This window comes from Chitinophaga niastensis, from assembly GCF_003014755.1.
Classification (GTDB): Bacteria; Bacteroidota; Bacteroidia; order Chitinophagales; family Chitinophagaceae; genus Chitinophaga; species Chitinophaga niastensis.
Genome location: NZ_PYAW01000001.1, coordinates 19,340 through 33,301, shown reverse-complemented (window position 1 = coordinate 33,301; position 13,962 = coordinate 19,340). Strand labels below are relative to the sequence as shown.

General features: G+C 44.1%; 8 protein-coding genes. 3 read left to right on the top strand and 5 right to left on the bottom strand.

Annotated elements, in window-relative coordinates:
- Window positions 1-113 precede the first annotated feature (113 nt).
- A complete protein-coding gene (locus CLV51_RS00130) occupies window positions 114-3,317 on the top strand; it encodes a ligand-binding sensor domain-containing protein (protein WP_106525992.1) in 3,204 nt (1,067 codons plus the stop codon).
- A gap of 200 nt (window positions 3,318-3,517) precedes the next feature.
- Here CLV51_RS00130 and CLV51_RS00125 read toward each other — a convergent pair whose 3' ends face one another.
- The 5 genes from CLV51_RS00125 to CLV51_RS00105 are packed head-to-tail and all read right to left on the bottom strand — an operon-like array spanning window position 3,518 to window position 9,221.
- Window positions 3,518-4,921, bottom strand: a complete 1,404-nt coding sequence (locus tag CLV51_RS00125; protein ID WP_106525991.1) for an MBL fold metallo-hydrolase RNA specificity domain-containing protein — start codon at window positions 4,919-4,921, stop codon at window positions 3,518-3,520.
- 34 nt (window positions 4,922-4,955) lie between these two features.
- Window positions 4,956-5,465: a DUF4442 domain-containing protein gene (locus tag CLV51_RS00120; protein WP_106525990.1), complete on the bottom strand. Its 510-nt coding sequence runs from the start codon at window positions 5,463-5,465 to the stop codon at window positions 4,956-4,958.
- Between the two features lie 7 nt (window positions 5,466-5,472).
- A complete protein-coding gene (locus CLV51_RS00115; protein WP_106525989.1) occupies window positions 5,473-5,976 on the bottom strand; it encodes a thioredoxin family protein in 504 nt (167 codons plus the stop codon).
- Window positions 5,977-6,005: 29 nt separating this feature from the next.
- Window positions 6,006-7,997: a polyphosphate kinase 1 gene (ppk1, locus tag CLV51_RS00110; RefSeq protein ID WP_106525988.1), complete on the bottom strand. Its 1,992-nt coding sequence runs from the start codon at window positions 7,995-7,997 to the stop codon at window positions 6,006-6,008.
- 6 nt (window positions 7,998-8,003) lie between these two features.
- A complete protein-coding gene (locus tag CLV51_RS00105; protein WP_106525987.1) occupies window positions 8,004-9,221 on the bottom strand; it encodes a Pycsar system effector family protein in 1,218 nt (405 codons plus the stop codon).
- A 139-nt stretch (window positions 9,222-9,360) separates the two neighbouring features.
- Between CLV51_RS00105 and CLV51_RS00100 the strand changes: the two genes are divergently transcribed.
- Together CLV51_RS00100 and CLV51_RS00095 are read left to right on the top strand one after the other, a co-directional pair.
- The gene (locus CLV51_RS00100) at window positions 9,361-10,212 is read left to right on the top strand and encodes a hypothetical protein (RefSeq protein WP_106525986.1); all 852 of its coding nucleotides are present in this window, start codon (window positions 9,361-9,363) and stop codon (window positions 10,210-10,212) included.
- The gene (locus tag CLV51_RS00095) at window positions 10,209-13,862 is read left to right on the top strand and encodes a BamA/TamA family outer membrane protein (protein ID WP_106525985.1); all 3,654 of its coding nucleotides are present in this window, start codon (window positions 10,209-10,211) and stop codon (window positions 13,860-13,862) included. The genes CLV51_RS00100 and CLV51_RS00095 overlap by 4 nt, the downstream gene beginning before the upstream one ends.
- The last annotated feature ends 100 nt before the right edge of the window (window positions 13,863-13,962 follow it).

Below are 13,962 nucleotides of genomic sequence, written 5' to 3'. Positions count from 1 at the left end.
ACACCAATTCCCCATCAGGTATTTATCTTGCCAGGCAGTATAGCCCGTGATAACGCAAAATAACAACAACATTTAGTACATTTATTCCTGTAGTGCTACTTCCCAAAACCATAATGATTCAACTGCACAGTAAGGCAACTGCACAACATTGGCAAAAGACAAGCGGGTATTTTTTTTACCTGCTGTGGATGATATTGTATATATCTCCCGTGAATGGGCAGGCCCCCGGCAATGTTTCATATAAATTTTCTCATTTAGATATCAACAGCGGATTAGCCAGCAATCACGTTTCTGCTATTTTGCAGGACCATAAAGGATTTATCTGGATTGCCAGTACTGCCCTTCAACGATACGATGGTACCAATCTTGTTACAGTGGCTAACTTCGACAGGGTACCAGGATCTATTTACTACGATGATATTTGTTTGTGTGAAGATAAGAAGGGACGCATATGGATGGGTACCCCGGATAATATTCGTGTATACGACCCCGTTACGGCCCTCGTGAAATCTTTGAGGGTAGATGGCAGGCCCGCACTCCCGGAAGGGCTGCAATGCAGCCAAATTGTGCAGGATCGCGATGGTGTGATATGGGCAACCACCCATGACGGATTGCTTCGCTTTGATGACAAGGAATTTAACTTTAAAAAAGCAGCGATCATACCGGAAGCCGACAGGCGGCAAATGGAAGATGCCATCATGGAAGACGAATCCGGTAACCTGTGGATCAGCGGCAAAAAAGGACTCTATATACTCGACAGGGAACGTAAACACTTATACAGTACTGCCAATAATCCCGAACAATTACCTGTACTGAATATCAACAACAGCTTCAAAAAAATATTTACTGATTATCAACACCGGATATGGCTGGCCGGCCGCCTGGGGCAGCTATACTGCTATGACACCGCATTACACAAACTGAATACCTATACCTTTGATGCTCCTTCAGATAAGCGGGTTCGTAGCCCCGGGGCCTGGGATGCTATCTTTGATGTAACCGCCGATGGCGAAAAAAGTATATGGGTAGCTACTGAAAAAGGTGGGATCTTCCGTTATAATAACCAAACAAGCAGCTTTGATCTTAATATCACAGCAGATAATACAGATGAACAGGGCTTCCATTTCAACTATGAGGCGAATTGTTTTTTAAGCGACCGCGAAGGCCATCTCTGGATTGGCACCGACCATGGTGTGAACATCCTCAGTTTACATAATAAATCCTTTCGCCGGCTGGATCACCGGACTACTTTCCCTAACACAAAAGAACAATTGCCGGCTACGGAAGTAACCGGAATTTATCAGGCTACCAACGGCAATGTATACGTAGGCTACTGGGGACGGGGTTTTAGCCGGTTAACTTCTCAGCTGGAGCTCCTCCGTAATTATGTACATAATGAAGGTGATCCGAATGTTACCTTGCCGGAAGAACGTGGACTGGTATGGAGTTTCGCGGAATTAAAAGATGGTACTATACTGGTAGGGCAGGAAAACGGAAACCTTTCGCTCTTCAATCCTGCTACAGGAAAATTCAGTAAACACCTTTCCTCTCCTGCATTATGCGAACAAACATTATTGCATCTGCAACCGCAAAACGATACAACTGTCTGGATAGGATTGTATAAAAGAGGATTGGCCAGCTGGAATCCACAACAAAACACCTTTCAACATTTTCATGAACTGACAGACTCGCTTAAACGGCCAATATCTGTGATGGACATTGTACCGCAAAACGATTCTTTGCTTTGGCTGGGAGCCAGCAGCGGTGGCCTGATACGCTTTAATGCCCACACCAGGAAAATAACTGCGAGAGCATCTTTTGCCTGGAAAACACATCTGTACAACAACATCACCTGCTTGCTTAAATACAACGATAGCATCCTGTTAGCCGGTACTGATCATGGTTTATGGATCTATAACGTCTTAAACAATACCTACGAGCCGCTTAAGATCAACAACCAGCTTTTTGATGAATGGGTGCTGAGTATGGAAGAAGATGTACCCGGAAAAATATGGTTTACCACCCAGTACGGATTCTATCGCTACAATTTACCAGCGGATACACTGGAAACATTTGTACAGGGAGATGATATTATCGATAACACCCGCAAAGTTCGTCGCCGTATTGTGACGCTGCAGGATGGCCGGTTACTGGTAGGCGGCTCGGAACATTTTGTATCCTTTGATCCGGCCAGTTTGCTCGTAGCACCACCACCGCCGGATGTTACCATTGTGAGCCTGAAAGCACTGGACAGCACCATCCTCATTGAAGCAGCATTGCGTGATAGTGTGCCGGTAACGTTAACGTATAAACAGAATTTTATCGGCATCGAATTTAAAAGCCTGCAATACCATCATGAAAAGATCCGCTACTATTATCAGCTGGAAGGTGTAGATGAAAACTGGGTAGGTGCGGAAGATATACTGGTGGCAAAGTATACCAATCTGCCACCAGGTAATTATATTTTCCGGGTGCGGGCAGTAAGTACGGCGGGTACTTACTCAGATCATATCAGCACGTTACAGCTATATATAAAACCGGCTTTCTGGCAAACAGGTTGGTTCCGTTTGTTATGCTTGCTGCTGGCTGTATCGCTGGCATATTTATATTTCAAATTGCGTATTGACGGTATCAAAAAGGAAGCAAAACAACGTGAAGCGATACAGCAGCAAATTGCTCAGCTGGAAATGAAAGCATTGCGCGCGCAAATGAATCCACACTTCATTTTTAATGCGCTCAACTCTATTCAAACCTTTATGATGAAAAGCGAAACAGAGCAGGCACTGGTTTATCTCAGCCGCTTTGCAAAGCTGATCCGCAACGTATTGGATAATTCACAACTCAATAATATTTCCGTTGCCAGGGAAGTGAACGTGTTGGAAAACTATATGGAGCTCGAAAAACTCCGCTTCGCAGATGAGTTTGAGTACAATATTATCATTGACCCCTTGCTGGATACCGAAATGGTGGAGATTCCCACCATGATTATTCAACCCTTTGTGGAAAATGCCATCTGGCACGGGTTACTGCACGAAAAAACCAAAGGTAAACTCACTATTACTTTCCGGTTGGTAAATGACCGCGTACTATGCACTATAGAAGATAACGGCATCGGAAGAGAAAAGTCAGCTGCCATGAAGCGGATGAATAAACCCCTGCATCAATCCCGCGGGCTACAGATTACGCGCGACCGGTTATCATTGTATAACAGCAGGTTTAATGTAGATGCCAGTTTTGATATTGAAGACCTGGTAGATGAAGATGGGAGAGGAATAGGGACGAGGGTTAATTTGTGGTTCCCACTGGTAGAAGAGTAAGCAGAAATTGTCTTTCTCCCGATTAGGCTGATTATACTGATTACCACGATTTTATTTTTTTGATTTTAAAAAGATTAGCGAAGATTAAAGCGAGTATTATTATTCGCTCTAATCTTCGCTAATCTTTTTAAATCTTTATAAAATAAAAAAAATAAAATCGTGGTAATCAGTATAATCAGCTTAATCGGGAGAAAGACAATTTAACTCAGCCCCAATTCAGAATGTCTTTCCGGGATTTCAATATCCAGGAATCCTTTTTTCAGCAGCCAGTTTCTAAATATCTGTTGTACATCGTATTCTCCATGTACCAGGAATAATTTCTTGATCGCTTTAGGGTCCTGACAGGCGAGCCACTGGCTCAGGTCTTCGTAGTCACCGTGCGCACTCATAGAACGTATTACACCCACTTCTGCATTCACCTCAAAACGGGTACCATAAATAGATACTTCTTTGGCACCATGCATCAGGCGGCCACCGAGCGATTGCGGTTCGCAATAACCTACAATGAGAATAGTGTTTTTTGCCTCGTCGATGTTATTGGCAATATGATGTTTTACGCGTCCTGCTTCTGCCATGCCGGATGCGGAAATGATGACGCATGGCTCTTTGCGGAAGTTCAACGCTTTGGATTCATCTACTGATTTGATGTAACGCAAACCCGGGAAATCAAACGGATCATCATCTCTTTTCAGGAGATCGGATACTTCTTTATTGAATACTTCCGGGTGTGCTTTAGTAACAGCAGTGGCTTCTGTAGATAAAGGGCTGTCTACAAAAATATCTACTTTAGGCAGGGTGCCTTTCAGTTGCGCATTGTTCAAAGCGTATAACAATTCCTGTGTACGGCCCACGCTGAATGCAGGGATGATCAGCTTACCTTTTTTGTCTACGCAGGTTTCTTTAATATAACGCAACAGCTCATCATCAGCCGGGGCGGCATCTGCATGTAATGTGCTGCCATAGGTAGATTCCATTAAGATGTAATCTGCCTGTGGATAAGTAGCCGGTGATTTCAGAATGGCATCATTGTAACGGCCGATATCACCACTGAAAGTGATCTGCTCAGTTTTACCGTTTTCAGTGATGCGAAGATGTACAGAAGCAGCACCTACAATGTGGCCGGCATCTGTAAACATCAGTTGTATATCCGGATCTATATTGGTCCAGGTGTTATAGCCCATTGGGCTCAGCGATTTAATGGCTATTTTGGCATCATCCACGCTGTACAGTGGCTGTACATAAGGAAGGCCTTCTTTCGCCATTTTTTTATTGGTGAATTTCACATCATCCTGTTGTATTTCCGCAGAATCCATCAGTAATATTTCTGTCATATCGCGGGTGGCTGGTGTGCAGAAGATATGACCATCGTAGCCCATTTTAACCAAACGGGGAATGAGCCCGGAGTGGTCAATGTGCGCGTGCGAGAGCACCATGTAGGTAATTTCCTGCGGATCAAATCCAAAGTCTCTGTTCAATGTATCCGTATCTTGTCCCATACCCTGGAACATACCACAATCCAATAAAATCTTTTTACCATTTTTTAGTGTGACCAGGTGTTTTGATCCTGTAACGGTGCGGGCTGCGCCATGAAATGCAATTTTCATATCAGTGTTTTAAGAGTGTATGGTGATCACCATTTTACGATTTGCTTTTAAACGACCACGTGATCGCGAAAGAGGCAATTAATATGCCGTCTTTATCTCTGCCTTCGCTGTTAAGAGTTATGGTTACGGCTTCTTCACTGCTGAGTGCCTTTTCTATAGCTGCTCTTAGCAACGGTAGTTCAGAACAGGTAAATGATGTGAGGCCGGTGGCCTTCTTAACAAAGGTGGATTGCATACCTGTAACGAGCATAGACACCCGCTTTGGGGCACTGCGCACATACATAATGGCGGGTAAGCCGGTGCTTAGTTCCGCCGCCATCGCCAAACAGGCAAAGTAAGTGGAACGAAAGGGGTTTTGTGATAACCAGCGAAAGGGTACGGAAGTTACACAGGTATCTGTTTCCAATGATCGTAACCGCACTCCCGAAATCCATGCTGAGGGGAGTTTCCAGAAGAGGTACGCCGAAAACTTCAACGGATGCCGCGCAAACTTTGTAAAAGATTGCACAGCATCCGTATTAAAAGTGGTAATGCCGTTATTCATGGCTATGTTATTCGTTGATGTAATGAGAAGGTAACAAAGCGTTAGGAGACCACTGCTTCAAAAACTCCTGCACTTTGGTTTTATCATAGGAATCAGCAGCTTCCAGTAAACCGGAGTTTTGTGTGTGCAACCGGTTACCTTTTGCATCCAGTACTACGAGTACCGGAAAACCGAAGCGCTGTGGAAATCCGAGCTCTTTCAGGACAGGCAGGTTCTTGTTTTCCTTGCTATAGTTAAGATGATATACTACGTAACTACTGTTCATCGCAGTTTTCAGCGCGGCATCATCTTCTATGAATTTATACAATCGCTTACACCAGATGCACCAGTTGCCACCTATCTGCAGTAATACATGTTTGTTTTCTCTGGCAGCCTGTTTTAATGCAGCATCCATATCTGCTTTGGCGTCGGCGGTGGGATTGTAAATATGTTCCAGGTCATGCGTTTGTGCATGCGCTGCGGGAATGGCAAAGGCAATACTTAATAACAATGCCCAAATGTATTTCTTCATAAATAATCGTTTAAATCACAATCTCTAATTTACATTATATTTTGCACATAGGCTTGGATGGCTTGCTGGGCATTGCTGCTGTCTTTTAGTTGCAGGGCAACAATGTCTTTGAGCTGCTGCTGCAATGCCGGTGAATATACCGGTACACACACTTCTATGCGGCGGTGCAGGTTACGGTTCATCCAGTCTGCTGAGCCCATGTATAACTCTTCCTGGCTGTTATTATGGAAGATGAATACCCGCGCATGTTCCAGGTAGCGGTCTACAATCCTGATAACACGGATGTTACTGCTTTCGGGTACATGCGGCACCAGGCAGTTAATGCTGCGCACAATCAGATCTATCTGTACGCCTGCCTGACTGGCTTCGTACAGTTTAACAATCATGGCTCTTTCCTGCAGGTTATTTATTTTGATGATGATGTGTGCCGGCCTTCCTTCCTTTGCATGGGTTATTTCCCGGTCTATCAGGCTGGTAAATCTATCTGCCATGTTAAACTGTGCTACCAGCAGGTGCTCAAAATTCAGGAAACTATAAGCAGCAGGCTGCTCGCGGCTTTGCAGATATAGGAACAATAATTCCATTTCGCGCGTGATACCTGCATGCGAGGTAAATAACACATGATCTGTATAAAAACGCGCGGTGCTTTCGTTGAAATTACCTGTGGCTATCAGCCCGGAATAATCCCAGTGATAACCACGCCTGCGCTTTACCAGCGCTGTTTTGGCATGTACCTTCATGCCGGGAATGCTGTATACTAATTTAACTCCTGCATCTTTCATTTTTTTAGACCAGCGTATATTGTTGGCCTCATCAAAGCGGGCTTTTAATTCCACAAACACGGTTACGCGCTTCCCATTCCTGGCTGCGCTGATCAGCGCCTGTGCTATCTGTGAACCGGAAGCAATGCGGTACAGCGTTACATATATTTCTTCTGCATCCGGGTCTATGGCTGCTTCGTTAAAAAATCGCAGGATGTGATCATAACGCTGATAGGGGAGATGTACCAACAAATCCTGTTGCTGGATAAGGTGCAGTAACCTGTCGGTATTAGCTGCAGTGTTATTGTCTGCCGGAATTGTTTTAGGATAAAATGCATTCGTTAAACCTGCCGGTACCGGCAGATCTGCCAGGTCTTTCAGGTTGTGATAGCGGCCACCCATCACCAGTTCATCGGACTGCACATCAAATTGTTGCGCCATAAAATGTAATAATGGTAAGGGGATAGCGGCATCATACAGGAACCGGGTAGGCACGCCTAATTCGCGTTTACGGATAAACGTTTCTACTTCTTCCAGTATATCGCCTTTTATCTCATCCATATCCATCTCCGCATTGCGCGTGAGTTTAACACTATGACAGCTATGGACGGTATATCCAGGGAAAACATAATCCAGGTGGGTGCGTATAATATCATCCAGGAACGCGATGTAATAGATGCCTTCCTGCGCGGGCAATGTCTGGAAGCGCGGTAATGCCGCCGGGATATTCACAATTACATATCGCTGCGTTTCCGGATTGTTCTGAGGAATTAATGTCACCGCGATATACAGCGCATTGTTCTCCAGGAATAATTTTTTGTGTTTCCCATCCAGCCATACCGGCTGTAAATAAGCGAGAATAGTAGTTAAGAAATAGTTTTTGGTAAATGTTTGGTGAGATGCCTGTAGCGGCTCATTATAATAAAGATGTACCTGTTGCTGTAATAGTACCGGGAGTATAGTGCCGGTAAATATTTGGCCATATTCCTGCTGTTGCCGGTTGATTTCCTGCAATACTTCGGATAAAGTTTCACTGGTAAGGGTTTCATCGCTGCCAGCGTCATTATCTTTTTCCAGCACTTTGTTGATAGCCAGAACGGCAGGCATTCTTACCCGGAAAAACTCATCCAGGTTAGAAGAAAAAATAGACAGGAATTTAATCCGTTCGTATAGTGGTACCTGTTGATCCGCTGCCATCTGTAACACCCGGTAATTAAACGACAACCAACTCAGATCGCGGTTATATAAAGGAACACCCATGAATCATTAAGCTTTTACCGGAAAAAAAATCGCTGCAATCATAAAGGCCATTACAGAAATGATCAGGCCAAACATAAAAATACTATAGGAAATACGCAGCAACTTGTATTTATGTCCGAGTACTACGCCGAGATAATATACATCTTTGGTCATGCTGCTATAGAGAAAGTCGGAATCATTCATCATTTTTTTCATCCCCCAATCATACTCCTCCAGTTTCATCTTATAGAAATTACCAAAGAACAAGAGGTTGGTATCTTTCTTTTCAATATCTGCTTTTGTAAATGTACCACTGGTTACATTAGGACGGGTGGCCAATACAGAAAAGATGACGGTTATAACGGAAGTGGTGAGGAAGATCACTGTTGGAATGATCATATTCGGATAATCTTCCAGCCGCTGCACCAGTACACTGAGTATAACGGAAATAATAATGGAATTAACCGAGATCATAATATGGGCTTTGCTGTCTGCCATAGAGCTAAGCCTGATATGATTGGTGGAGGTGAGCCTGAACATGGTTTCCACACCGCGTTCCGGCTTCTTTAGTTTTTCTTTCTTTACTTTTTCTCCATCCGGTTTCGACGTATCTGTTATGGCTGCCTGTTCTTGCTCTTCGCCTGATTTTTTTTCCAGCTTCTTTTTCAACTTTGCAATATTCTCTTCTTTCTGTTGTTTGAGCAGCGTTTGAGCGTAGTCTGTCCAGTAGTGGTGATCGTTTAAAAAAGTAATGCTGGTGGCCAGCCATTTTGCAGCGGGAATATCTTTTTGATAAGTGAGTGCTACTTCCTGTCGCAGTAATTTGTTGCGCTCCGGAAATTCTTTTGATCCCAGGTGAAAAAGGTCTGCATCACAAACGATCTGTTCTACCAGGCTATGCGGCGATTGTGGCATTTTAGTGGCCATGATAGCACCCTGCACCAATGTCTGCACATGTTCCGGCACCTGTTGTTGTTGTAAAAAGACCAATGCTTCTTTTGCGCCTTGTTCTTCATGTATGCTGGCGTCACCCAGCAAATAACCGGCATCATGGAACCAGGCTGCAACATATACTGCCAGTAATTCGTCATCCTGTAAACGGTAATGGGCGGCTATCTGCGCAGCTGCCTGAACTACCTGTTGTGTATGTACGAGATTATGGTATACCAGGTTCGGATGGGGATGTTGTTGATATTGAGCTAAAACATAATCCCTTGCTGCATCTATAATAGCGCTGTTTTGCATATTGTTAGTGTTAAATTATAATTACGAATTACGGATCGGAGCGATCTTCGCTCATAAACGTAATTCGCAATTCGTAATTCGTAATTCTTCATGGAAGTTACTGCATTTTTGAGTTAAATTTATGCTATAAAGTCGCACTATGAAGGTACGGATCTGGTTAATGTTTCCCCTCTTTTTCCTGTCATGCAACGCTTTCAGCGATAGAGAACAGAAAATATATTCATCTCCCCAAGGATATGATTTAAAAGAACCGGTTCGTTATCGGGTGCGGGAATCTATGCAGGAAATTTCAGGGATCGCATTGTTTCCGGATGAGCATAATATCTTTGCCATTAATGATGAAGAAGGAAGGATTTACCAGATAGATGTAAACACCACAAAAGCTTATCCTTCTTATAAGTTTGCTATGAACGGCGATTTTGAAGATATCTGCCATACAGACAGCGGCTGGTTTGTACTGAAAAGCAAAGGCTCACTATATGAAATCCATGATCTGCTTTCAGACAGCACTTCCAGCACACACTATAAAATGCCCAAACAAGGTAAACGTGAGTTTGAAACCATTTATTTTGATAGCCTGCAAAATAGGGTTGTCCTGATTTGTAAGAATTGTGAAGATGATAAAAAGAAAGGTATTACCAGTGCTTACAGCTTTGATCTGGCTACCAAAACATTTGATACCACTGCTATCTATCATTTCGATAGCCGTGAGATAGCCCGCCTGGCAGGTACTGATATGCGTTTCTTTAAACCTTCTGCTGCAGCTATCCATCCTATCGAAAAAAGATTATACATCGTTGCATCCGTAAACGGGCTGCTGGTTATTGCCGATTTACAAGGCCATGTACAGGAGGCTTATAACCTGAAACACCGCTTATTCCTGCAGCCGGAAGGGCTGTCCTTTGCGCCTAACGGCGACCTGTACATTTCCAATGAAGGCGGCTTCGATGGTACCGCCAGTATTCTTAAATTTACTTACAAGTCCAAATGAGCAAAATAGCAATCATCTATATAGCGGCATTATTGTTCTTATGCAATAGCATATACGCGCAATCCCCGGCCGTTATAAAACGTATCATCCTCATTGGCGATGCCGGCGAATTGCATAACAATGGCCGCAATCCCGTAGTGGATGCCATCCGCAAGACATTCGATCTTCAGGATAACAAAAACACCATACTCTTTCTGGGTGATAACGTATACCCGCATGGGTTACCTGACTCATTGGATAGTAAATACCCCACCGCCCGGGAAATCCTCGATTACCAGATCAACCTGGTACGCGGTACAAAAGCCCAGGGCTTCATTATTCCCGGTAACCACGACTGGGACAAAAGTAAACCCGATGGCTGGGATGTAATCCGTAACCAGCAACGTTATGTAGATTCACTCTACCTGGATAATGTACAGTTTTTACCGAAGGATGGTTGTCCTGGTCCGGTGGAAGTAAAACTGGCAGAAAATATCACGCTGATCATCATGGATAGTGAGTGGTGGGTGTTCCCCTATGCAAAGCCGGGTGCGGAATCTTCCTGCGACTGTAAAGACAGGAACGAAGTGCTCGCCAAACTGTCTGAAATAGTGGCATTGAACCGTAATAAGCTCATCATCTTTGCTACACATCATCCTTTTCGCAGTTACGGTATCCATGGCGGATACTATACCATCAAACAACATATTTTTCCGCTTACTGACCTGAACCCTGCACTGTATGTGCCTTTGCCGGTGATAGGATCTATATATCCCATTGCACGGGGCGTATTTGGTACACCCGAAGATATTCCCAATCCTAAGTACCAGGAAATGATCAAAGGTGTGGAACAGGCGTTAAAACCACATGGCCCTGTAGTGTTTGTATCCGGTCACGATCATACGTTACAGCTGATTAAAGATAATCAGAATGCTTACGTGGTAAGTGGCAGCGGAGCTAAGAATAGCCGGGTAAAAAAAGGTGCTAGGTCATTGTTTGCATCTACTGAAAGTGGCTTCAGCGTATTGGAATTGCTGGCCGACAGCACCGTGCGTGTACAGTATTATGCAGCGGATAATACATCGCAGCCGGTATTCAGCAACAACCTGCTGCGCCTGCAGGACTTGCCCCAACAGGGACTCGTTTATACCACACCTGCTGAATTACCGGCATACGTCAAGGATGTAGCAGATTCGCAGTATGTGCGTGTGAATAACTTTCATCGCTTTTTGCTGGGAGAAAATTACCGCAAAGTATGGAATGCACCACTGAATTTTCCGGTGATGAACCTGAAAACTGCAAAAGGGGGATTAACGGTTTTGCAACGTGGTGGTGGCAAACAAACACACTCGCTCCGCTTGGAAGACAGTACCGGTACAGAATACGCTATGCGTACCCTTAAAAAGTTCCCCACGGCAGCACTTCCTGAGCTATTACGTGAAACAGTAGCCCGCGAAGTAGTGCAGGATCAGATTTCCGCTGCTAATCCTTATGCACCGCTCGCAGTAAGTGTATTGGCGGAAGCAGCCGGCGTGCCGCATACCAATCCCACATTTGTATACCTGCCCACAGATACTGCGTTAGGTATTTATGCCAGTGATTTTGGTAATGAAGTATACCTGTTTGAAGAAAGGGAACCTGTTACCGGTAAAAATGATAAGACTTATAACACGCCTAAAGTATTAGGTAAAATATGGGGAGATAATGATGTACATGTAGATCAGAAATCCGTGCTGCGCGCAAGGATCCTGGATATGTACATCATGGACTTTGACCGCCACGATGATCAGTGGCGCTGGTACAAAGAAAAACACAAAGGAGAGGAATATTATTACCCGGTACCAAGAGATCGTGACCAGGCATTTTTTATCAATGAAGGTTTACTTCCCCGCATGATGTCTCGTCCGTGGCTGATTCCGGGCGTACAAGGCTTCCGTGATTACATTCCGGATATCAACGGCTTCAACTTCAGCAGTCGTTTTTTTGATCGTTCCTTTATGAATGAGCTGGATGAAAAAGACTGGAAGAAACAAACAGATAAGTTTTTAAAGAAGATGACCGACAGCGTAATACAGGCTGCTGTTAACGCTTTCCCGGATACGATAAAGTCGCTGGTAGGACCTGTGATGCTGCATCGTTTATCTGTGCGCAGAAATACCCTGGAAGCCAACGTAATGAAATACTATCGTTTCCTGGCAAAAAGAGTAGACGTTCCCGCAACAGAAAAGAACGAACTGATAACCGTGGAAAAGCTGGATGGTGGGGCTGTTGAGCTGAATATGTTCAAGATCAGTAAAAAAGGAGAAGTAAAACAAAACATCTACTCCCGTGTCTTTGATCCTAAAGTCACCAGGGAAGTAAATGTGTTTGGCTTAGGTGGAAAAGATCGTTTTGAAATAAAAGGAAATCACAGTACACCGATACGTATCCGCCTTATTGGCGGCGCTGACGCCGATACTTACATAGACAGCTCCACCGTAAAAGGGGGTAAACGTATCCGCATATATGATCAGCGAAGCGGAAAAGATTCCTTTGCACTAACCGGCAATGTGCAACGCCGTTTATCCGATGATCCGGATAACATTAAATACAATCGCACTGCATTTCAGTATGAGAAAACAATGCCGTTGGTAGCAGGTGCTTATAACCGCGATGATGGTTTACTGCTTGGAGTAGGGCTGCAACTCATTCGTCATTCTTTCCGGAAGGAGCCTTTCTCTGCCAAACATTTATTTACAATCAGTCACGCACTCGCTACAAGGGCCTGGAACTTCCGCTATGCCGGTGAATTGACGGACGTTATCGGAAAAACAGACCTCTTACTGTTTGCAAGCGCTAAAGCACCGAATAACACCATCAACTTTTTTGGTTATGGCAACGAAACGGTGTTTGATAAATCAAACCATCAAACCATTTCCTATTACCGTGCACGGTTTAATATTTACACCGCAGAAGCTTTGCTGAAGACCAGTTTTGGTGATCACCTGAGTATCTCCTATGGTCCAACGTTTAACAATTACGCGTTTAATAAAAGTGAAAATAATAACCGTTTCATCACCAACTTTAAAGCGAATGGTCTTGATTCTGCCAGCATCTACAGCAATAAATCATACGTAGGTGGCAAAATCGTAGCGTCAATAGATACCCGTAATAACAAGATTATCCCTACCCGCGGTATCCTGTGGAACACTACATTTACCGGCAATAAAGGTTTGAATAACAGCAGCAGTAACTTCTCACAGTTGCAATCGGACCTGAGTCTGTATATGAGTTTCCGCATTCCGGCCAACTTCGTAATCGTGAGCCGTTTCGGCGGCGGTAAGATATGGGGCACTTATGAATACTTTCAGGCACTCACGGTAGGAGGTACGCAAAACCTGCGTGGCTACCGCAACTACCGCTTTGCGGGCAGTGCATCCGCTTACAACAATACAGAAATACGTGTGAAGTTATTTGATCTTAAAACATACATCCTGCCTGCAGGAGTGGGACTGATCGCCTTTAATGATGTAGGCCGTGTATGGCAGGATAATGAAACATCGCATGTATGGCATGATGGCTATGGTGGCGGTATCTATGTAGCTCCCATCAACGCCTTAATTATTACAGCGGTGGTAGGGCATTCCAGGGAAGAAACAGTGCCTTATGTAACGTTTGGATTTAAGTTCTAAACTGTGATTAATGTGGATGTTGTCTGAACCAGGATTAGGCTGATTATACTGATTACCCTGATTTTATTTTTTTTGATTTAGAAAGATTATAAAAAGATTG

What these genes read in the sequence shown, in the direction of transcription:
- CLV51_RS00130 (WP_106525992.1), top strand. Translation starts at nt 114, where the DNA reads ATGATTCAACTGCACAGTAAGGCAACTGCACAACATTGGCAAAAGACA.
- CLV51_RS00100 (WP_106525986.1), top strand. Translation starts at nt 9,361, where the DNA reads ATGAAGGTACGGATCTGGTTAATGTTTCCCCTCTTTTTCCTGTCATGC.
- CLV51_RS00115 (WP_106525989.1), bottom strand. Translation starts at nt 5,976, where the DNA reads ATGAAGAAATACATTTGGGCATTGTTATTAAGTATTGCCTTTGCCATT.
- CLV51_RS00125 (WP_106525991.1), bottom strand. Translation starts at nt 4,921, where the DNA reads ATGAAAATTGCATTTCATGGCGCAGCCCGCACCGTTACAGGATCAAAA.
- CLV51_RS00105 (WP_106525987.1), bottom strand. Translation starts at nt 9,221, where the DNA reads ATGCAAAACAGCGCTATTATAGATGCAGCAAGGGATTATGTTTTAGCT.
- CLV51_RS00095 (WP_106525985.1), top strand. Translation starts at nt 10,209, where the DNA reads ATGAGCAAAATAGCAATCATCTATATAGCGGCATTATTGTTCTTATGC.
- CLV51_RS00120 (WP_106525990.1), bottom strand. Translation starts at nt 5,465, where the DNA reads ATGAATAACGGCATTACCACTTTTAATACGGATGCTGTGCAATCTTTT.
- ppk1 (WP_106525988.1), bottom strand. Translation starts at nt 7,997, where the DNA reads ATGGGTGTTCCTTTATATAACCGCGATCTGAGTTGGTTGTCGTTTAAT.